The 19447-nt window shown below is 74.0% G+C and carries 16 protein-coding genes; 6 read left to right on the top strand and 10 right to left on the bottom strand.

What is annotated here, in order from left to right; genetic code table 11:
* Nucleotides 1–104 precede the first annotated feature (104 nt).
* Complete coding sequence (locus ACWEJ6_RS25690; protein WP_452426715.1) at nucleotides 105–707, top strand: TetR/AcrR family transcriptional regulator C-terminal ligand-binding domain-containing protein; 603 nt, start codon at nucleotides 105–107, stop codon at nucleotides 705–707.
* A gap of 24 nt (nucleotides 708–731) precedes the next feature.
* Here ACWEJ6_RS25690 and ACWEJ6_RS25695 read toward each other — a convergent pair whose 3' ends face one another.
* The gene (locus tag ACWEJ6_RS25695) at nucleotides 732–1742 is read right to left on the bottom strand and encodes a hypothetical protein (RefSeq protein ID WP_452426717.1); all 1011 of its coding nucleotides are present in this window, start codon (nucleotides 1740–1742) and stop codon (nucleotides 732–734) included.
* A 238-nt stretch (nucleotides 1743–1980) separates the two neighbouring features.
* On the opposite strand from ACWEJ6_RS25695, the gene ACWEJ6_RS25700 reads away from it, so the two are divergent.
* Nucleotides 1981–5466, top strand: a complete 3486-nt coding sequence (locus ACWEJ6_RS25700; protein ID WP_452426719.1) for a S8 family peptidase — start codon at nucleotides 1981–1983, stop codon at nucleotides 5464–5466.
* 4 nt (nucleotides 5467–5470) lie between these two features.
* Here ACWEJ6_RS25700 and ACWEJ6_RS25705 read toward each other — a convergent pair whose 3' ends face one another.
* Both ACWEJ6_RS25705 and ACWEJ6_RS25710 read right to left on the bottom strand, forming a co-directional pair.
* Nucleotides 5471–6442, bottom strand: coding sequence for a helix-turn-helix domain-containing protein (locus ACWEJ6_RS25705; protein WP_452426721.1), 972 nt, complete (start codon nucleotides 6440–6442; stop codon nucleotides 5471–5473).
* Nucleotides 6443–6506: 64 nt separating this feature from the next.
* The gene (locus tag ACWEJ6_RS25710) at nucleotides 6507–7415 is read right to left on the bottom strand and encodes a hypothetical protein (protein ID WP_452426723.1); all 909 of its coding nucleotides are present in this window, start codon (nucleotides 7413–7415) and stop codon (nucleotides 6507–6509) included.
* A 235-nt stretch (nucleotides 7416–7650) separates the two neighbouring features.
* Here ACWEJ6_RS25710 and ACWEJ6_RS25715 point away from each other — a divergent pair, with 235 nt between their 5' ends.
* Nucleotides 7651–8340, top strand: coding sequence for an NUDIX domain-containing protein (locus ACWEJ6_RS25715; protein WP_452426725.1), 690 nt, complete (start codon nucleotides 7651–7653; stop codon nucleotides 8338–8340).
* A 9-nt stretch (nucleotides 8341–8349) separates the two neighbouring features.
* Here the strand turns inward: ACWEJ6_RS25715 and ACWEJ6_RS25720 are convergent, their stop codons facing one another.
* Nucleotides 8350–9303 (bottom strand): helix-turn-helix domain-containing protein, encoded by a 954-nt coding sequence (locus tag ACWEJ6_RS25720; RefSeq protein WP_452426884.1) that lies wholly within the window; start codon nucleotides 9301–9303, stop codon nucleotides 8350–8352.
* A 180-nt stretch (nucleotides 9304–9483) separates the two neighbouring features.
* Here ACWEJ6_RS25720 and ACWEJ6_RS25725 point away from each other — a divergent pair, with 180 nt between their 5' ends.
* Together ACWEJ6_RS25725 and ACWEJ6_RS25730 are read left to right on the top strand one after the other, a co-directional pair.
* A complete protein-coding gene (locus tag ACWEJ6_RS25725) occupies nucleotides 9484–9705 on the top strand; it encodes a DUF3072 domain-containing protein (RefSeq protein WP_364341312.1) in 222 nt (73 codons plus the stop codon).
* 87 nt (nucleotides 9706–9792) lie between these two features.
* Nucleotides 9793–10590 carry a hypothetical protein gene (locus tag ACWEJ6_RS25730; protein ID WP_452426727.1) on the top strand — a complete coding sequence of 266 codons (798 nt, stop codon included), beginning with the start codon at nucleotides 9793–9795 and terminating at the stop codon, nucleotides 10588–10590.
* On the opposite strand, the gene ACWEJ6_RS25735 is transcribed toward ACWEJ6_RS25730, so the two are convergent.
* Complete coding sequence (locus ACWEJ6_RS25735) at nucleotides 10577–12022, bottom strand: multicopper oxidase family protein (RefSeq protein ID WP_452426729.1); 1446 nt, start codon at nucleotides 12020–12022, stop codon at nucleotides 10577–10579. The genes ACWEJ6_RS25730 and ACWEJ6_RS25735 overlap by 14 nt on opposite strands.
* Nucleotides 12023–12235: 213 nt before the next feature.
* Between ACWEJ6_RS25735 and ACWEJ6_RS25740 the strand changes: the two genes are divergently transcribed.
* Nucleotides 12236–13348, top strand: a complete 1113-nt coding sequence (locus ACWEJ6_RS25740; RefSeq protein WP_452426732.1) for an ABC transporter substrate-binding protein — start codon at nucleotides 12236–12238, stop codon at nucleotides 13346–13348.
* Nucleotides 13349–13365: 17 nt separating this feature from the next.
* Here ACWEJ6_RS25740 and ACWEJ6_RS25745 read toward each other — a convergent pair whose 3' ends face one another.
* The 5 genes from ACWEJ6_RS25745 to ACWEJ6_RS25765 all read right to left on the bottom strand — a co-directional run bounded on the left by ACWEJ6_RS25745 (nucleotide 13366) and on the right by ACWEJ6_RS25765 (nucleotide 19277).
* On the bottom strand, nucleotides 13366–14235 hold the full coding sequence (locus tag ACWEJ6_RS25745) for a GNAT family N-acetyltransferase (RefSeq protein ID WP_452426734.1): 870 nt from the start codon (nucleotides 14233–14235) through the stop codon (nucleotides 13366–13368).
* A gap of 64 nt (nucleotides 14236–14299) precedes the next feature.
* Nucleotides 14300–15211: a hypothetical protein gene (locus ACWEJ6_RS25750; protein ID WP_452426736.1), complete on the bottom strand. Its 912-nt coding sequence runs from the start codon at nucleotides 15209–15211 to the stop codon at nucleotides 14300–14302.
* On the bottom strand, nucleotides 15208–16248 hold the full coding sequence (locus tag ACWEJ6_RS25755) for a hypothetical protein (protein ID WP_452426738.1): 1041 nt from the start codon (nucleotides 16246–16248) through the stop codon (nucleotides 15208–15210). Before ACWEJ6_RS25755 ends, ACWEJ6_RS25750 begins: the two co-directional genes overlap by 4 nt.
* Entirely contained in the window at nucleotides 16241–16882 is a 642-nt protein-coding gene (locus ACWEJ6_RS25760) for an RNA polymerase sigma factor (protein ID WP_452426740.1), read from the bottom strand. The genes ACWEJ6_RS25755 and ACWEJ6_RS25760 overlap by 8 nt, the downstream gene beginning before the upstream one ends.
* Before the next feature lie 127 nt (nucleotides 16883–17009).
* Entirely contained in the window at nucleotides 17010–19277 is a 2268-nt protein-coding gene (locus tag ACWEJ6_RS25765; protein ID WP_452426742.1) for a catalase, read from the bottom strand.
* Between the last annotated feature and the right edge of the window lie 170 nt (nucleotides 19278–19447).

The raw sequence follows: 19447 nt of genomic DNA on the forward strand, positions 1-19447 counted from the left end.
CGCAAACGGTTCTTTAGTTCCGTTAAGATGCGAGAACAGTAGCACCGGAATCAGCGTTAAGGGAACTACGGTTCCAATAAGGGTTCGAACGAGGAGGAGTCCGTATGGCCGCCGTGCCACCGCCGGGTGCCGTCCGTCCCGGTGGGCGTACCGCCCGCGTCCGCGAGGCCGTTCTGCGGGCCGCCGGCGACACCCTGGTCGAGAAGGGCTTCGCCGGGCTCGACCTCGCCGACATCGCCCGCCTCGCGGAGGTCGGCAAGACCACCGTCTACCGCCGCTGGGGCACGCCCGGCGCGCTCGCCGCCGACCTCCTCAAGGACATGGCGGAGACCTCGCTGCCCCGCGCCCGCAACGGCGACGTGCGGGCGGACCTGCGCGACAACGCCCGCCTGGTCGTCAAGACCCTCACCGACCCCCGCCAGGGACGCCTGTTCAAGGCGCTGATCGCCGCCTCGCTCTGCGACGGGGAGGCCGCCCGGGCGCTGCACCGTTTCTACGCCGTCCGCATCGAGGAGTGGGCCGGCTGCGTCACCGACGCGATCGGGCGCGGCGAGCTGCCGCCCGGCACCGACCCGCGCCGGGTGATCGCCGCCGTGTCCGCGCCCCTGTACTACGCGCTGCTCAACACCGGGGAGGCCCTCGACGAGGCCGCCGCCGACCGGGCCGCCGCGGCGGCGCTGGCCGCGGCCCGCGCCGGAGCCCTGTGAGCCCTGTGAGCCCTGTGAGCCCTGTCAGATCTTGAGCTCGGCGTAGACGGTGTCGAGGTAGCCGGTGAAGTCCGCGGTGTACTCCCGGTACCGTCTCCGCCAGCGCTCCAGGTCGGCGGCCGACACCGCGGAGCCGAGCACCGCCGTCAGGTGGGCGATGAGGAAGGTGTCGTCCTGGCCCGCCTCGAACCGCACCCGGCTCTCGACGATCTCGAACCTGCGCATGAGGTCGAGGCGGAGCAACTGGTAGAGGAAGGACTCGGCGGCGAACCTGAGCGACTCCGGCATCTCCTTGGAGATCGACTGCGGGCCGTGGTACCAGGACAGGTAGATGGCGTCGTCGAAGATCTCGAACCGGTAGGTCGCGGTGTCCTCGATGTAGGCCAGGTCCACCGGGCAGATGTGCCGGTAGTCGAACAGCGCGACCGTGCTCATGACGAGCTCCTCGCGCAGCTCCTCCGACAGGGTGGAGTTGTCCTTGCCCGCCAGCCTGGCCCAGCTGGTGCGGTCGGTGGCGCGGCGCGAGATGGCCAGCTTGTCGCCGGGGTTGAGCATCGCGACCCGGACCTGGTGGGGGAAGTGGCGGGACCTGGTCAGCCGGGCCGACACGTAGCGGGCGCTCGGGCCGCAGAAGGCGTAGAACCCGGTGGCCTCTAGGCTCGCGGTCACGTCCTTGTTGAAGGCGTCCCCGTACGTGCCGTCCACCGGGTCGAAGGACGGGTAGACGGCCGTCGGCATGAACCCCTTGTGCATCGAGGCCACCTCGGCGCGCAGCCCCGTGGCCAGGTCGTCCAGGTGCTGGGCGATGTTCTCCTCCATGCTGCGCTGCTGCACCTGGGAGCTCAGGACGGAGAACACGACGGCGAAGGCGACGGATGCGATCAGGTTGAGGCCGATCGAGGAGAGCACCGCCGCCCTGGTGAGGTGCGGGTCGAAGAACAGCATGAGGACCGCGGCGAGCAGCGTCACCGCGCAGGAGAGGCCGAAGGCGTACCAGCTCAGGGTGTTGCGGAGCTTGCGCGGGGGCGTAGGCATGCACAGATCTCGCTTCGTCGCCGAGTGTCGCCACGATCCCCGATCCCGTTCCATGCTAACCGCACCGCCGGCGCTGTGTCGTAATCACGACATGGCAGACAAACGGCACGGGTGACACCTGGCGCGCCGCGTGTCCGATCACCCACTCTCGTGTGCACTGGTTGTTGCTACGAGAGGTTTCACCCCCATGCACTGGTCCGCCCATGTGACGGTGGCAGGAGTCACCACCGCCGCCCTGTTGAGCTCCCCGTTATCGGCGGCCTCGGCCGCGGCCGAGCCCGCCGGCGGGAGCGTCCACCGCGTCACACTGATCACCGGGGACGTGGTGACCGTCAGGCAGGCCGAGCCGGGCAGGCAGGCGGTGGAGGTGAAGCCGGGGCCGGGCCGTGAGCGGATGGCGTTCAGCACCACCGAGGAGAACGGCGAGCTGCGCGTCCTGCCCAAGGACGTCGTGCCCCTCCTGGCGGCCAGGCGGCTGGACCCGGCCCTGTTCTCGGTCACCCGGCTGATCGCCCAGGGGTACGACGACGCCAGGTCGGACAAGCTGCCGCTGCTGTTCCTCTACGACGGCGCCGCGCCGAAGAGCGCGTCCGCGCCCGAGCTGGAGAGCGTCAACGGCCGGGTGGTCGCCGCCGACAAACGCACGATCGGCGGGTTGTGGAAGTCGCTCGACGGGCAGCGGGCCACGCTGTCACAGGGCGTGTCGAAGATCTGGCTGGACGCCAAGGTCAAGGCCACCCTCGACCACAGCGTCCCGCAGGTGGGCGCGCCGGAGGCGTGGCAGGCCGGGTTCGACGGCAAGGGCGTCAAGGTCGCCGTGCTGGACACCGGCGTCGACGCCACCCACCCCGACCTGGCCGGACGCGTCAAGCAGAGCAAGGTGTTCACCGGCGAGCCGAGCGTCCAGGACGGCAACGGGCACGGCACCCACGTCGCCGCCACCATCGCCGGCGGCGACGGCAGGAAGGGCGTCGCCCCCGGCGCCGAGCTGATGGTCGGCAAGGTGCTCGGCGACGACGGCTCGGGCACCCTGTCCGGCGTCATCGAGGGCATGGAGTGGGCCGCCGCCGAAGGCGCGTCGGTGATCAGCATGAGCCTCGGCGGCAGCCCGACCGACGGCACCGACCCGCTCAGCGAGGCCGTGAACACCCTCACCGAGCGCACCGGCGCCCTGTTCGTGGTGGCGGCGGGCAACGACGGCGCGGCCTACTCCATCGGCACGCCCGGGGCGGCGACCTCGGCGCTGACCGTCGGCGCGGTCGACGGCAAGGACGCCCTCGCGGAGTTCTCCAGCCGCGGCCCGCGCCTGGACGACGCGCCCAAGCCCGACCTGACCGCGCCCGGCGTGGCCATCGTCGCGGCCCGCGCGGCGGGCACCAGCATGGGGGAGCCGGTGGACGAGCGTTACACGGCCGCCTCCGGCACCTCGATGGCCACGCCGCACGTGGCCGGGGCCGCCGCGATCGTCAAGCAGCGCCACCCCGCCTGGACGGCCAGGCAGATCAAGGACGCGCTGATCGGCTCGGCCAAGCCCATCCCCGGCCAGCAGATCGACGACGCCGGCGCCGGCCGCCTGGACGTGGCCCGCGCGGTGCGCCAGGGCGTGACCGCGACCGGCGTGGTCGACCTCGGCAAGCATCAGAAGGACCAGGGCCCGGCCACGGCCGAGGGCACCATCACCTACGCCAACGGCACGGCCGCCCCGGTCACGCTGCAGCTGGCCGCCACCCTGGACAAGGCCGAGCTCAGCGCCGCGTCCGTGACGGTCCCGGCGGGCGGCACCGCCGACGTCAAGGTCACGGTGGACCTGGCCGAGCTCTCCTTCGGCCGGTACGGCGGGCTGGTCACCGCCACGGCGGGCACGGAGCAGGTGCACACCACGCTGGCGCTGACCTGGAAGGGACCGCAGCACAAGGTCCACTTCACCGCCGTCGACGCCGCGGGCAGGCCGACCGGCGCCGACACGCTGTCGATGTTCGGCGCCTCCCAGCAGGACGACCTGTTCACCTGGCTGCCCCAGGAAGGGCTGACCGTGGAGGTGTCCGAGGGCACCTACATGACGCAGTCGCTCAACCTGGGCGGCGGCTGGGGCCGCACCCACCCGCGGGACGGCATGGTCGTCATCCCCGAGCTCAAGGTCGACCGCGACCTGGACGTGGTGCTCGACTTCCGCAGGACCACCCCGGTGACCATCAGGACCAAGGAACCCGCCGAACAGGTGGGCATCTACACCTACTTCACCCATCGCGCGTTCGGCTCGCGCAAGATCTCCCAGGGCGTCATGAACTTCGACGTCATCGAGGGGCTCAACGTCTCGCCGACCCAGCCCGTGCGGGACGGCTCGTTCGAGTTCGCCTCGCGCTGGCAGCTCGTCGCGCCGAAGCTCACCGCCCGCGTGCCCGGGTCGGGCGAGCCGTACCCGATGGGCTTCCTGGGCCGGTCGCCGGCCGTGGACGGGCGGCACATGTGGCGGCTCGCCGACGGGGCCGCCGGGTCCAAGGGCAAGGCCGCGGTCATCCGCAGCGAGGACATCGACTGGTCCGACCCGTCCGGGGCCGCGATCAAGGCGGGCGCGGTCGCCGTGATCCTGGTGCTCTCCCCCGACGACGCGTTCGGCCACGACTGGAAGCCGGTCGGCGCCGACCTGCCGATCCCGGCGCTGGTGGTCGCCAGCGACGACGGGCAGCGGATGCTGGAGCGGATGAAGAAGGGCAACGCCAAGCTGGAGGTCACGGGGCAGATGGACTCGCCCTACCTCTACGACGTCATGCAGGTCTCCGACGGCCGGGTGCCGGACAAGATCGTGCATGAGGTGAACGACGGCAACACCGCCCGGGTCACCACGACCTATGCCGACAACGGCGGCTTCGGCTGGGCCAAGGAGCAGCGCTTCGGCTGGCGTCCCTGGCAGTCGTACGCGCTGGGCCAGCAGATGGAGACCCAGCGGATCGTCAGGACGCCGCTGCGCCGCACCGAGTACGTCAGCGCCGACGGCTCCTACTGGCAGCACCTCGTCAACCACCAGTACGTCTGGGACGAGATGGGCCGGCTGCTCGACGGCATGACCGAGCAGCCGCGCACCTACCAGCCCGGCGCGCGGATCAGCGAGAGCTGGCACGCCCCGGTGGTCCGCCCGGCGATCCCCGGCTGGCTCAAGCCGTCCACCCGGGAGGGCGACACGATGGAGATCCGCGTCCCCGAGTTCGTGGACTCCTCCGGGCACGTCTCCCGCGCGGGCGTCGACAACGACACCGCCTCGGCCCGGTTCTTCCGCGACGGCGCGCTGGTGGCCGAGCGCGACGCCGCCTGGGGCGCGTTCCCCGCGGCGCCGCAGGAGGCCGCCTACCGGCTGGAGCTGTCCACCAGGCGCACCTCGGAGGAGTGGACCACGGCCACCGCGACCGAGACGGCCTGGACGTTCCGCTCCAAGCCGGGCGACCGGGTGCTGCCGCTGCTGCAGGTCGACTATGACGTGCGCCCGGAGCGTCCCGGTCTGGTGGGCTTCGCCGTACGGCATCAGGAGGGCGTGACCGGGGTGCGCGCGAAGGACCTGAAGCTGGAGCTGTCCTACGACGACGGCGCGACGTGGCGGCGGCAGCCGGTGATCCCGCTCGGCGGCGGCCGCTACGACGTGATCGTGCTGCGCCCGCACCCGTCGCTGCGGGTCACCGCCACCGACTCGGCCGGCAACACGGTCCAGCAGACGGTGATCAGGGCCTACTGATCGGTCAGAGCCAGTTCTCGCGGGCGGCGTGCCAGGCCAGTTGCATCCGGGTCTGCGCACCCGCCCGCTCCATCAGGTAGGCGATCCTGCGCTGCACCGTCCGCTGGGAGATCTTGAGCTGGGTGGCGATCGACTTGTCCGGAACACCCGCGACCAGCAGCGACAGCAGGTAGAGATGGTCGGCGTCGAGCGGGCTGCCCGGGTTGGTGAGGCTGACCGGGGTGGCCCGCTCCCACAGGGTCTCGAACAGGGCCTTGAGGGCGTCGAGCAGGCTGCTGGGCCGGATCAGCGCGGCGGTGAGCTGGGTCAGGCCGTCGGTGTGCTGGATGAGCGGGAGCACGCCGAGCTCGCCGTCCGCGATGATCATCCGTACCGGCAGGACGGGCAGCGCGCGGGCCTGCTCCCCCAGCGTGATGCCGTCGGCGAGGTTGACCAGCATGCCGGGTTCCTCCAGCAACGCCCCCTCGTAGATGACGCGGTAGCCGACGCCGCGCCGCAGCGCCGCGAGCTCCTCGCCGTTCTCCTGCGAGCTCATCGCCACGTGCCCGGCCCGGCAGAGGCTGAGCACCTCGTGCCGGGCGCCGTCCTGGAGCAGCCGGAGCTGCTCGCGCAGCGCCGCCCGGCTGGTGATCACCTCGATGAGCTGCGCGGCCTCGCGCCGCCTGGCGTGCGCCAGGTACTCCCCCGTGAGCTGCTCCATGGCGTGCCGCGCCCGGTCGACCTCGGCCTGCCGCCGGTGCAGCCGGGCCGCGAGCGCGACGTCGGGGGCGACCGCCGTGAACCGGCCGGGCTCGCCGGGAACGGCGCGCGCCAGGCCCTTGGCCAGCAACGAGCCGAGCGCCTGCCGCGCCACCTCGGCCGGCACGCCCAGCTCCTCGGCCAGGGCGTCGGACTCCACCTCGGTGGTCCTGACCAGCAGCCGGTAGGCGGCCTCCTCCTCCGCGCCCAGCCCCGCCGCGCTCAGCACGTGCCGCACACGGCCCGATCCAGATTCACCCGGCCATTGTAGGGAGCGGCCGCCGGGGCGACGGCCGGGCCTGTCACGTCACGAGCTCGGTGCGCAGTTCGTGGCTGTCGTCGGGGAGCCGGGCCTCGTAGAAGACGCGGTGGGCGCCGTCGGGGAGCGGGAGCACGTCGAGGTAGCGGACGTCGGCCACCGGCGGCCCGTCCACCTGCGTCAGCAGCGGCGCTCCGCCGGCCCCGGTCGCGCCGGCGGGCGTGGCGAGGCCGGTGCGTTCGCGCCAGTTCTCCGCCGCCGAGGCTCGCCCGTCGTAGCAGGCCCGGCCGTCGGGCAGGACGCTGGTCAGCCGGGCGCCGCGGGCGTCCCACGAGCCGGGGCGGCCGGTGAGGACGGTGCCGTGCGGCCGCCAGTTCAGCCCGTCGTGGCTGGTGGCGTACGCGGTGCTCATCCGGTCCTCCGCGCCGGGCGTCTCCAGCGGGTGGCAGCAGATCCAGGCCCGCCAACCGGTGCCGTCGTACCGGATCACCGGGTCCTTGACGCCGGTGCGGGCGTCGCCGGTGAGCACCGGCCGGACGTCCGCCCCGGCCAGGCCCTCCGGGGACGCCGCCTCGACGACGCCGATCCACCAGTGCCTGGTCCCCGGCGTGGCGCAGCTGACGTACAACCGCCACCGGCCGGACGGCAGGCGCACCAGGGCGGGGCGCTCCACCATCGCGGCGCCGAAGCGGCCGCGCGGCAGGACGGCGACCGTGGTGAACCGCTCGCCGTCCGCGGAGCGGGCCACCGCGTTGTGGTCCTCGCCGCCGGCGCGTACGCGGTAGGCCAGGACGTACGTGCCGTCGGCGTCGAGCGTGGCGCTCGGCGCGCCGGCCCAGTGCTGCGGCCCGCGACCGGGCGCCGGAACGGCGACGGCGTGACGCTCCTTGCCCAGGCCGGGCAGCGGGAAGGAGGGCACGAGCGGAGAACGGGGGTACGTGCTTGCGGTCATGGTCCGAGTCTGCGCGGGAGGGGGATCGCGAGGCAGTGGCAGCACTGCTCATATACGGGAATTTCCTGCCATACTCGGTGACCGGGATCCGGCACCCTCGACGAAAGGGCGACATGACGGCACGATCGGCACGACAGCCCGTTCTGACCCGCGCGGGCAGAGCGGCGAAGGGGCCGGTTCGTCCCGGCTGCCACCTCCCCACGGCGGGCGCGTCCGCCCGGCGCGGACGGTCGTCGTGACCGCGGGCCTCGACGCGCCCGACCGGCGTGGCCGCACCGGCCTGGACCAGGCGGGACGCGACCTGACCGGCAACCCCCGGGTGCGGGTGCGCGACGTGCGGCTCCTGGCCTGCAACTGGTACGTCCTGCGCACCACCACCTTCGACTACCAGCACGCCGACGGCCGCTGGAGCACCCAGCAGCGGGAGACCTACGACCGCGGCAACGGCGCCACCGTGCTGCTGTACGACCCCGCCCGCCGCACCGTCCTGCTGACCCGGCAGTTCCGCTACCCCGCCTACGTCAACGGGCACCCCGACGGGATGCTCCTGGAGACCGCGGCCGGGCTGCTGGACGACGACGCGCCGGAGGAGGCGATCCGGCGCGAGGCCGCCGAGGAGACCGGCCACACCGTCGGCGAGGTCGAGCCGGTCTTCTCCGTCTACATGAGCCCGGGGTCGGTGACCGAACGCCTGCACTTCTACGCCGCGCCGTACAACGCCGCGACCCGCACCTCGGCGGGCGGCGGGGTCGCGGCGGAGGGCGAGGACATCGAGGTCGTGGAGCTCGACTTCGACCACGCCCTCGACCTGATCCGGCGGGGCGAGATCGCCGACGCCAAAACCATCATGCTGCTGCAGTGGGCGGCGTTGAGCGGCCCCTTCTCCCCCGCCCGCACGCCGGACGGGCCCGTGGCGCGCCTGTAGGGGCCGGCGTCACGGAAGGCGGCGGAAGGCGCGGCGGTAGGCGGCGGGGGCGACGCCGCGCCGGGCGGCGAAGTGGTGGCGCAGGGTGTCGGCGCCGCCGAACCCGGCTCGGACGGCCACGGCGTCCACGCTCAGATCGGTGGTCTCCAGCAGCTCCTCGGCCAGCTGGAGGCGGCGTTCGAGCAGCCAGCGGTGCGGGGTGGTGCCGGTCAGGTCCTTGAACCGCCGGGCGAACGTGCGCGGCGACATGGCCGCGCGCGCCGCGAGCGCCTCCACCGTCAGTGGCCGGTCGAGGTGCTCCTGGATCCAGTCGAGCAGCTCCGCCAGTTCGTACGGGGTGCGCCGCGGCGGCATGGGCGCCTCGACGTACTGGGCCTGCCCGCCGGCGCGATGGGCCGGTACGACCAGGCGCCGGGCCAGGGCGTTGGCCGTGGCGGCTCCGTACTCCAGCCGGATGAGGTGCAGGCAGGCGTCGATCCCGGCCGCGGCTCCGGCGCTGCTGAGCACGGGGCCGTCCTCGACGTACAGGATGCCGGGCTCGACGGTGATCCGCGGATGACGGCGGGCGAGCAGGTCGGCGAACTGCCAGTGGGTGGTGGCGCGCCGGCCGTCGAGCAGCCCGGCGGCGGCCGGCAGAAACGCGCCGGTGCAGACGGTCAGCACCCGGGCGCCGCGCCCGACCGCCTCCCGCAGCGCCGCCAGCAGGGCGGCGGGGACGGGCGCGTCGAGCCGCGGCCAGGCCGGGACGGCCACCAGGTCCGCCTCGGCGAGCCGGTCGAGCCCGTGCTCGACGTGGACGGCGAACCCCGAGGTCGTGGGGATGGCGCCGGGCTCCGCCGCGCAGACCGCGAAGTCGTGGACGGGCAGCCCGTCGTCGGTGCGGTCCAGCCCGAACACCTGGCAGACGATCCCGAGCTCGAACGCGGCGACCAGGTCCCCGACCACGGCCGCGACCCTGCGCATCACGCCCGCCAGTATGGCAGGAACTTCCCGGACCCGGGCATTTCCGCCGCGCGGTCAGGTGAGTGCCCGCACTGCCCGGACAGAGCCGCCGGACCACCGGCGGACGACCTCGCGTTTGCGGCGCGCTTCCTCGGGCATGGCGTGCTGACCCAGGAGAACGTGAGTTCGAGGAGAGTCAGCATGAGTCACGGACCGGTGGAGAAGGACCCCGACGAGTGGACGACCGGAGACGAGCCCATGACCGGCCCGCAGGAGTCCTACCTGCACACCCTGGCCAGGGAGGTGGGCAGGGAGGTGCCCGGCGGGCTGAGCAAGGCCGAGGCGTCCCGGTTGATCGACGAGCTCCAGGAGAACAGCGAGCGCCTGCGCGCCTCCGGCGCCCCGCCGGAGGGCGCCGGCTGATCCGCCGGGCGCTGGCCCGCGAAGGGGAGGCGGTTCCCCCTCGGGAGGGAGATCGGGGGCGGGCCGCGCGGCCTACCGTGGGCGGCCATGAGATCACTCACACGGCCCGCGCTGCTGGCCGCAGGCTGGACGGCGGCGGCCGCGCTCGTGCTGGTGGCGCCGGGGAACCTGGTCATGCGGCTGGCGTTCGGCAAGCTCGACGACCCCGCGCTGGCCCGGCAGTCGCTGTCCGCCGCGCTGGGGGTGCTGCTGGCGCTGGCGGCCGTCCGCTTCGGGACGCGTACCGCCGCGCGGCCGCACCGGCGGCGGGCCGACGGGACGGTCCGGCCTGCCCGCTGGGCCAGGGCGGCGACCTGGACGGCGGCCGTCCTGCCGGTGCTGGGCTTCTCGGTGCCGCACCTGCTGTGGGGGCTGGGCCTGCCGCTGGGCGTGGCGGAGAGCTCCCGCGCGGGCCTGGCGGAGCTGGGCGGCTCGGCGGTGTTCTGGGTGCTGCTCGTCGCCGGGCCGGTGGCCGGGGGCCTGCTCACCCTGGGACTGATCGCCCGATGGGGACAGATCGTCCCGCGCTGGGTGCCCCTGGCGGGAGGACGGCGGGTGCCGCGCGCGCTCGCGGCGGTCCCGGCGGCGGCCGTGGGCATGCTGGTCGGCCAGTACGGCGCGATGATGACGAGCTGCCTCGCGTTCGGCGTCACCCGCGGGTGCGCGCCCGGCGGCGGCGCCGAGGTCCTGGACGGGAGCTGGGGATTCGCCGGGACCTACCCGGTCTTCCTGCTCTGGGGGACCTCGCTGCTGGCCGCCGCCGCCGGTTACCTGGACACGACCGCGCGGACGCCGGTCAGCGGCTCAATCAGCGGCTCAATCAGCGGCTCATTCAGTGGCTCATGACGTGCCGGCGCTTCGGGGGCTTGCCGTAGCCGAGCAGGCCCATCATGCCCTGCTCCTGGTGGTAGAGGTTGTGGCAGTGGAACATCCACTCGCCGGGGTTGTCGGCGTGCACGTCGATGCTGATCCGCTTGTACGGCATGACGTTCACGGTGTCCTTCCGCGGCCCGCCGCGCTCGGTGGTCCGGACCTGGAAGGTGTGGCCGTGCAGGTGCATCGGGTGCCACATGTGCGTGTCGTTGTGCATGACGATCCTGATCGTCTCGCCCCGCTCGACCCGCAGGCGCAGCGGGTCGTCGGCGAGGTGCCCGTTCATGGGCCACTCGCTGCCGGAGGTGCCCTGACGCCAGCCGAGCGTGACGGTGACCGTCCTGGACGGCGGGCGCAGCTGGTCACGGCGGCGCGCCTGGAGGTCCTGGTAGGCGAGCTGCCGCCGCTGGAGCTCCGGCACGGCGCCGTCCGGTGACGGCGTGCGGGCGCTGGGCGAGGTGCGCACCACCGCGAACGCCCGCCCGGCCTTGCCCTCCGCCATCGCCATCAGCGGGAACGCCCCCGCGTCGAGCGTGACGACGAAGTCGTAGCGCTCCCCCATGCCGATCACGACCGTGTCCACGGTGACCGGCTTGACCGGGAAACCGTCGGTGTGGGTGATGGTCAGGCGGTGGCCGCCGAGCGCCACCCGGAAGGCGGTGTCGGCGGCCGCGTTGATCACCCGGAACCTGGCGCGCACGCGGGGACGGCTCATGAAGATGGTGGGCTCGTCGGCGGTACGGCCGTTGACCAGGTAGTACGGGTAGCGCGCGTGCCCGGACGTGCCGCCGAGGACGTGGCTGCTCAGGGTGTCGTCGTGCGGGGTGGTGCTCAGCGCGCGCAGCGTGTCGTCGGGCGTGCCGTTGACGCCGTCCTGCCAGTCGTCGAGGACGACCGTGAACTCCTGGTCGTACCCGAGCGGCTCGTACGGGTCCTCCACGATCAGCGGGCCGTACAGGCCGCGGTCGCTCTGCATGCCCACGTGGGAGTGGTAGAAGTAGGTGCCCGGGTCGGGGACGGTGAACACGTAGTCGAACGTCCCGCCGGGCCGGGTCGGCCGCTGCGAGAGGCCGGGCGCGCCGTCCATGTCGGCGGCGATCCTGATGCCGTGCCAGTGCACGGTGGTCGGCGCGGGCAGGTCGTTGACGAGCCTGGCCCGTACGGTGCCGCCGGCCGTGGCCCGGATGGTCGGGCCGGGCAGCAGACCGTCGTAGGCCCAGGTGGACACCGTCCGTCCGCCGAGGGACACGGTGGCGGGCGCGGCCCGCAGCACCCTCCTGCCGGCCGTCTCGGCGGCCCTCCCCGCCGACGGCCCCGCGGACGGCCCCGCGGACGCTCCGGCGGCGGCCGACGGAACGGCGCCCAGGGCGGCGAACATGCCGCTGACGAACAACCTGCGGGACACGGTCCCACGCGAATCAGTCACTACGGATCCCCCTCATCCATCTCGCAAAATAACGGAGAGTCACCGTGGAAGGACGACGCCACGCGCGGCGGGCGGTTCAAGATCGCCGTACTCCGGCCGGGGACGGCCCGAACCCCGGCCCCGGCGCCGTCGCGACGCCGCGATCCCGGCATACTGGGCCATCGGATCATCACGTCCAGGGAGATCATGCGCATGAGCACGCCGTCGTCGCAGCCGGGGGCCGAGCGGGCCGGCGGGCCGTCCGTCCGGATCGGCGCGCTCGTCCCGCTCACCCCGCCCGGCTGGGTCGAGGCGGGCCGCCACCTGCTCGCCGGGCTGGAGCTGGCCGTGCGGGACGTCAACGACGCCGGCGGCATCGGCGGCCGGCCCCTGGAGCTGGTGGTCCGGGACACCGCCGCCGACCCGCGGAAGGCGGCGGCGGCCGTGGACGAGCTGGCCCGGCTCGGGGTGGCCGCGCTGACCGGCGAGTACCACAGCGTGGTCGCCCGGACCGCCGCCGCCCGCGCCGAGGCCGTCGGCCTGCCGTTCCTCTGCTCCTCGGCGGTCCTCGACGCGCTCACCGAAGAGCCCGCGACGTGGGTCGCGCGCCTGGCCCCCGCGCAGTCGCGCGGGTGGCGGATCTTCGCCGACTTCCTTCTGGGCGCGGGCCACGGGCGCGTCGCGGTGGCGACGCAGCCGAGCGTCTACTGGGCGTCGGGGCTCGGCGTCCTGCGCGACCACCTCGCCGCCCGCGGCGGCACGGTCACCGAGCTGGACATGACCGCGCTCACCCCCGCGGCCGTGTGCGACGAACTCGCCCGCGACGGCGCGACGGCGCTGCTTCTCCTGGTCGGCCACCCGGAGCCGGCGGTGCCGATCGTGCGGGCCGTGCGCCGCGACCGGCGCCTGGCCGGGACCCTGATCGGCGCCCCGGCCGGGCAGCCGGAGTTCCCGGGGTGGGCCGAGTCGCTGGGCGACGACGGCGCCGCGATCCCGTTCCTGCGCTACCTGCCCGAGAGCCCGAGCCCTCTGGGCGTACGGGCGGCGGCGGCCCTTCGCGAGCGGCTGGCCGCGACGCCGTCGTTCGTCGCCTTCGAGGGCTACGACACGGTCACCGTGGTGGCCGAGGCGCTGCGGTCGCACGGCGTGGACCGGGCGGCCGTCGCCGGATCCTGGCCGCACGTCGCAGTCGAGGGCACCCGGGGGCCGATCCGGTTCTCCCGCGCGCCGGGCATCGGCGTCTGGCAGTGGGCCTGGCCCCCGATCCAGGTCGCCGACCGCGACCCGGCGAACCCGGCGCACTTCCGCACCCTGCACACCGCCTGACCGCCGCGCGGGACGCCTCAGGAGGGGTGGCGGGACACGTCGTGCCTCTCCGTCAGCCGTTCGAGGCCGGCCGACCGGTAGGTGGCGACGGCACCGGCGTTGGAGCTCGGGCAGCACACGAGCACGCTGGACGAGCCCGCCTCCCGCAGCGCGTGCGCCGCGGCGACCGTGATCGCCCGGCCGTGCCCGCGCCCCCGGTGGTCCCGGTGCACCCCCATCGGCTCGATCAGCCCCGGCCTGCCCGCACCGGCCGACCAGACCGCCACGGCCGCCACCGCCGCGCCCTGGTCGTCGCGGGCGAGCAGGCACCGCGCGCCGGCGTACGGGACGCCCGCCGCCATCGCGTGCCAGCGCTCCTCGGTGAAGGTCGAGCCGTCGAACGACGCCCGGATGACGGCGGCCCACTCGGGCGCCTGCTCCGGCCCCACCCCCTCGACGTGCACGCCGGGATCCGGGACAGGCGCGCCGAGGTCGCGCCCGAGCACCGTCCACGGGTCGTCGGCCGCCCAGCCGTCCTTCAGCAACAGGTCCCGCACCAGCGCGCCCGGCGGCGACTCGACGTACACCCGCCCTTCGGGCAGCACTCCGCGTGCGGGCTCCGACACGTCGCCGGCCACCCGGCGGGCCAGCTCCTCGTCCTGGGCCGCCCCCGGCGCGAACGCCAGCCGCAGCAGGTCGGCGCCGTCCAGCAGCCCGGCCGCGACGACCTGCCCGGCCCGGCTCCAGGTCAGGGTGGCCGCCGCCGTGCGCCCCGGGCCGAACCGCCAGAACCATCCCAGGTCGCCCGGATGCAGTTGCACGGGCTCTCCTTCGCGCTGCCACTCCCCCAGCAGCCGCACCACGTCGCCGAGCCCGTCGATCCCCGGCCTGCCCGTCTCGATCGTCATCCCCCGATCACACACCACCCCGCCCGCCGTCCGCACCCGGTTTTCCTGCGGGCCGGCAGGGCGGCTAGGGAATCCGCGGGGCCGCGAGCCGGTCGTCGGTCCAGGCCGCCGTGATCGTGGTGACGCCGGTCTTGCCGAGCACGGGCTTGCCGCCGTCCTTGAGGTCGGTGTACTCGGCCAGCACCGTCATGGCCGTGGTGTCCACGACGTACTGCTGCCGCAGCACCGCGCCCTTGCCCGCGAGGACCGGCAGCGCCAGCTTCCGGCCGGAGCGGCCGAGCGGGTCCTTGGCGTCGCCGAGGTCGTCCACGCCCTTGGTGGTCCTGAGCACCTGGTAGGCGGCGGCCCTGACCTTGTCAGGAGCCGGGACCGCGTACAGCAGGGTGACGGCCTCCTCGGCGACGTACCGGTCGCGATGGTCCAGCCAGTCCTGCTTGCGCGCCTTCGGGTCGGTGGTCGTGGCCTCCTGCGCCGCCTTGTCGATCCAGGCGTCGACGTCGGCGGTGAGGTACGCGCGCAGCCCCTCGGCGTCCGCGGGCAGGGACTGGAGCTGCTGGGGGCTCACGTACTTCTCGTCGCCCAGCCGGAAGCCGGGCGGGCGCTGCTCGGCCACGAGGGTGCCCTTGCCGGGGGCGGTGGACAGGCGGATCTTCATGCCCTCCGTCCGGTACGCCCAGCTCGTCGGCGAGCCGTCGGCGCGCCAGGCCGCCTCGTCCTTCGCGGTCGCGGGCCTGGCGCCCAGGTCGCGGTACCCGCTCCAGCCCTTGCCGTCGGGCGAGGACCAGTGGGTGCTGACGTTGCGCTGGGTCAGGTGGTAGCCGCTGCCGACCGCGCGGGGATGGACGCTGGTGCGGATCGACTCGACCCGCCAGTACGCCCCCTTGGGCGCGTCGGCCGAGGCCGGGACGGCGGTGGCGGCGGTACCGGCGGCCAGCGCCGCCAGACCGGCGGCGGCGAGGGCACGGGTGTGTCTCATCGGTTCTCCTTCAAGGGGTTGACGTCCGCCCAGCGGCTGTCCTTGATCGCGATGTACGTCAGGAGCAGGCCGTCGGCGGTGGAACGGGTTTCGACGGAGAGCGGGCTGCCGGAGACCGGGTCGATCACCAGCCGGGTCCTGGCCGCGCCCGGCCGGGCGGTCGGGGCGAACTCGCCGGCGTCGTACTCGACCGCCCGACCGGCGCGGCCCAGCACGTCGGTCACCGGCCCGACGGCGGTGACGCCGGGCAGGGAGGCGAGCAGCCGGTACGCGGCGGCCCTGGTCCGGCTCGTCACCGGCGCGAACAGCAGCAGCCGCGCCGCCGCGTCGACGGTCGCGCGGTCGTCGGCGCCGAGGTACGTCCTCAGCGCCTCCGGCGTGTCGGGCACCTCGCCGGCCTTGGTCAGCGGCCTGCCCGCGGTCAGGACGCGGAAGTCCCAGTCCTCGGTGGACCAGGTGCGCGGCGGGCCGGGCCGGGCCCGCACGACCCCGGTCCGGCCGTCCTTCGCCGGCTGGTCGAAGGTCCAGGACGTGGGCGAGCCGTCGGCGGCCCAGGCGGCCTCGTCCTGCGGTGTCGCCGGCACGATCCCCTGCGGGACCTTCCGGTACCAGGTCAGGCCCTCGGGGTCGGCCGGGATCCAGGTCTCGACCGACTCGCTCTCCCGCAGCACGTACCGGCCGCCGGGCTCGTGGAACTGGCGGCCGCGCACCTCCGTGCCGCCCCACCAGGCGCCCGCGTCCGGCAGCGCGGCCACCGAGTCCGCCGCGACCAGCAGGAACCGTTTGCCGTCCGCCTGGGTGAGCGCGGCCGGGCGGGCGGGCCCGTCCGGCGGGGGCAGGAGCCGCGGGACGGCGATCGCGGCGGCGGCCGCCGCGGCCAGGAGCACCGCCCACGCGCGCCGCCCTGTGGTCCGGCCCGCCGGACGGCGGCGTTCCCTGGCGACGGCGGCGTCCAGCCGGGCGCGGCCGGCCCGCTCGATCTCGGGTCGCAGCGGCGGTGCGGGCAGCAGGTCCCGGACCGCCCGGTAGTCATCCATCCGAGCCTCCGTGCAAGGGGTTGACGCCGCCGAGGGCGGCCCGAAGTCTTCTGCGCACCCGCGACAGGCGCGAGCCGACGGTTCCGTACGGGATGTCGAGGGCCTGGGCGACCTCTTCATGGCTGAGCTCGGCCAGCGCGCTGAGCAGCAGCACGTCCCGGTCGCCGTCGGGCAGCGCGCGCAGCTCGGCGGCGAGCCGGCCCTGTTCGCTCTGGGCGTCCACGCGGATGACGACGCGCTCCTCGTGGCCGTGCTCGGGCTCCTCGTGCGCGCCCGCGCTGCGTTGCAACGCGGCCAGCCGCCGGGCCTCGGTGCGCCGGTGCAGGGCGATCAGGTTGCCGGCGAAGCCGTACAGCCAGGGGCGGACCGTGCCGCGCCGGGGGTCGAACGTCGCGCGTTTGCTGAAGGCGGCCAGGAAGACCTCGGCGGTCAGGTCGTCGGCGGCCTGCCGGTCGAGCCGGCGGCCCAGGTAGGCGTGGATCTCGCCGACGTACCGGTCGTAGAGCTCGCCGAACCGCTCGGGGCGGCGGCGCGAGAGCTCCAGCAGGGCCTCGTCGCTGATCGCCGCCGGCGGGCCGGTGCCGTTCCGGACCGTCGGACGGGCCGTCGAATGGGCCGTCGAATGGGCAGTCACACCCCTACTCCACCGGTGGGGCGATCTGCTTTCACGGCCGGGGTGGCGGCATCGCGCCCGGCCGGAACACGCGTCGCGCGCCGCGACATGGCGTCGCGGCGCGCGATGGGCGGGCGGTTCTCCTGGCTCAGGCCACGTCGGGGTGCACGCGGAAGCGGTCCCAGACCCGGTGCAGGGGCAGCAGGGCGAGCACGTCGCGCAGCACCCCCTCGCCGTCCTGGCCGGTGACGACGCCCGGCGCCTGCGCGGGGATCCCCGCGGCCTGCAGCGCCTGCGCGGCCGTGCCCCAGCCGCCCACCGCCTTGGCGTGCCGGTACGCCTCGCCGACCAGGAGCAGCACGCGCGGGTCGACCGGGGTGCCGCCGTCGCCGGCCTTGGCGTCGCGGGCGCCGTACGCGTCGTCGCCCGGAGCGGGCGCCCCGGCCAGCAGCACGGCGTCGAACTCGACGGAGCGGGCCGTGGCGAAGGTGCGCTGGACGGCCAGCGTGCCGCCCAGCATGCCGCCCTTGGGCGCGATGACGAGCGGCGTCATCCCGCCGTCGAGCACGGCCTGGCGGACGGCGCCCACGACGCCGAGGTCGCTGGTCTCGTCCGCGACGATGCCGATGATCCGGCCGTCCAGCGGCCACTCCCGGCCGACCTGCGACAGCGCCGGGCTCGGCGCCGGGTCGGCGAGCGGCACGGTGGGCTCGGGGGCGGGCAGCCCGAGGCCGTCGGCGACCTCCCGGCACAGGACCGGGTCGATGTTGGCCAGCACCCGGAGCTGGCGTTCCTTGACCGCCTGCTCGTAACACTTGCCCAGCTCGAAGGTGTAGGCGCTGATCAGGTGCTCGCGTTCGACCGGGGACAGGCTCAGCCAGAACAGCCGCGGCTGGCTGTAGTGGTCGGAGAAGGTCGCAGGCGCCTCGCGCACCTTGCGTCCGGCGACCTCCAGCGGCACCTCGACGTAGGCGCCCTGCCCGGCGCCGGCCTGGAAGGGGCAGCCGCCGTCCAGGGAGTTCGGCCGGTACGGGGCCACCCCGCGGTGGACGGCCGTCTGGTGGAAGCCGTCGCGCAGCATGTCGTTGACCGGCGCGTGCGGCCGGTTGATGGGGATCTGCGCGAAGTTCGGGCCGCCCAGGCGGGTGATCTGCGTGTCGAGGTAGGAGAACAGCCGCGCCGCCAGCAGCGGGTCGTCGGTGATGTCGATGCCCGGCACGAGGTGCCCGACGTGGAAGGCGACCTGCTCGGTCTCGGCGAAGAAGTTCGACGGGTTGGCGTTGAGCGTCATCAGGCCGACCGGGTGCACGGGGGCCAGCTCCTCGGGCACGATCTTCGTCGGGTCCAGCAGGTCGATGCCCTCGAACATCTGCTCCGGCGTGTCCGGGAAGACCTGGATGCCCAGCTCCCACTGCGGGTGCGCGCCGGCCTCGATGGCGTCGGCGAGGTCGCGCCGGTGGAAGTCGGGGTCGACGCCGCCGGCGATCTGGGCCTCCTCCCAGGTCAGCGAGTGCACGCCGAGCTTGGGCTTCCAGTGCCACTTGGCCAGCGTCGTCTCCCCCGCCGCGTTGACCAGGCGGAAGGTGTGCACGCCGAAGCCTTCCATCATGCGGAACGAGCGCGGGATGCCGCGGTCGGACATGTTCCACATCGTGTGGAAGGTGGCCTCGGTGTGCAGGGAGACGAAGTCCCAGAACGTGTCGTGCGCGCTCTGCGCCTGCGGGATCTCCCGGTCGGGATGCGGCTTGCCGGCGTGGATGACGTCGGGGAACTTGATGCCGTCCTGGATGAAGAAGACCGGGATGTTGTTGCCGACCAGGTCGAACACGCCCTCGGCGGTGTAGAACTTGGTGGCGAAGCCGCGGGTGTCGCGGACGGTGTCGGCCGAGCCGCGCGAGCCGAGCACGGTGGAGAAGCGGACGAAGACCTGGGTCTTGGCGCCCTCGGCGAGGAAGGCCGCCTTGGTGATGTTCGAGGCGGTGCCGTACGCCTGGAACACGCCGTGGGCGGCGGCGCCGCGGGCGTGCACCACCCGCTCGGGGATGCGCTCGTGGTCGAAGTGCATGACCTTCTCGCGCAGGTGGTGGTCCTGCAGCAGCACCGGGCCGCGCGGGCCGGCCTTCAGCGAGTGGTCGGTGTCACGCAGCCGCAGCCCCTGGGCGGTGGTCAGGTACTCGCCACCCTGCGCCATCTGGTCCTGCGAGGCGCCGGTCGGCTGCCCGGTGGGCGAGACGGTCTCGGGCCCGGTCTGGTCCGGCTTGGGCGGCAGCGGTTCCCGCGGTTCGGTCGGCTCCTCAAGCTCGGGCGGCAGGCTGTTGGGCACGCCTGGGATCTCGGCCGGCTGCACCGCGTCGTGATCGGTGACGGCGCCGACGACCTTCTCCACGGCGGACTTGAGCGGGTGCGACTCGTTCATGCTTGGTTCCTTAGGAAGGGCCACAACGGATTGACCAGGTCTGGCGCCTCCCTACCCACGCTCAGCCGTATAACGCGAATAGTCGCACTTCAGGGCGGTTCGCGACCCCGCGCGAACACGCTCGGAGCGCCATCGGAGCAGCGCGGGACGCCGATCCCCTTTTCACGTTC

It is taken from the genome of Nonomuraea sp. NPDC004702, from assembly GCF_053601695.1.

Bases quoted from the DNA above. Each gene is read 5' to 3' on its own strand.
- ACWEJ6_RS25690 (WP_452426715.1), top strand. From the start codon at position 105: ATGGCCGCCGTGCCACCGCCGGGTGCCGTCCGTCCCGGTGGGCGTACC.
- ACWEJ6_RS25695 (WP_452426717.1), bottom strand. From the start codon at position 1,742: ATGCCTACGCCCCCGCGCAAGCTCCGCAACACCCTGAGCTGGTACGCC.
- ACWEJ6_RS25710 (WP_452426723.1), bottom strand. From the start codon at position 7,415: ATGACCGCAAGCACGTACCCCCGTTCTCCGCTCGTGCCCTCCTTCCCG.
- ACWEJ6_RS25720 (WP_452426884.1), bottom strand. From the start codon at position 9,303: ATGCGCAGGGTCGCGGCCGTGGTCGGGGACCTGGTCGCCGCGTTCGAG.
- ACWEJ6_RS25725 (WP_364341312.1), top strand. From the start codon at position 9,484: ATGAGTCACGGACCGGTGGAGAAGGACCCCGACGAGTGGACGACCGGA.
- ACWEJ6_RS25730 (WP_452426727.1), top strand. From the start codon at position 9,793: ATGAGATCACTCACACGGCCCGCGCTGCTGGCCGCAGGCTGGACGGCG.
- ACWEJ6_RS25740 (WP_452426732.1), top strand. From the start codon at position 12,236: ATGAGCACGCCGTCGTCGCAGCCGGGGGCCGAGCGGGCCGGCGGGCCG.
- ACWEJ6_RS25745 (WP_452426734.1), bottom strand. From the start codon at position 14,235: ATGACGATCGAGACGGGCAGGCCGGGGATCGACGGGCTCGGCGACGTG.
- ACWEJ6_RS25750 (WP_452426736.1), bottom strand. From the start codon at position 15,211: ATGAGACACACCCGTGCCCTCGCCGCCGCCGGTCTGGCGGCGCTGGCC.
- ACWEJ6_RS25755 (WP_452426738.1), bottom strand. From the start codon at position 16,248: ATGGATGACTACCGGGCGGTCCGGGACCTGCTGCCCGCACCGCCGCTG.
- ACWEJ6_RS25765 (WP_452426742.1), bottom strand. From the start codon at position 19,277: ATGAACGAGTCGCACCCGCTCAAGTCCGCCGTGGAGAAGGTCGTCGGC.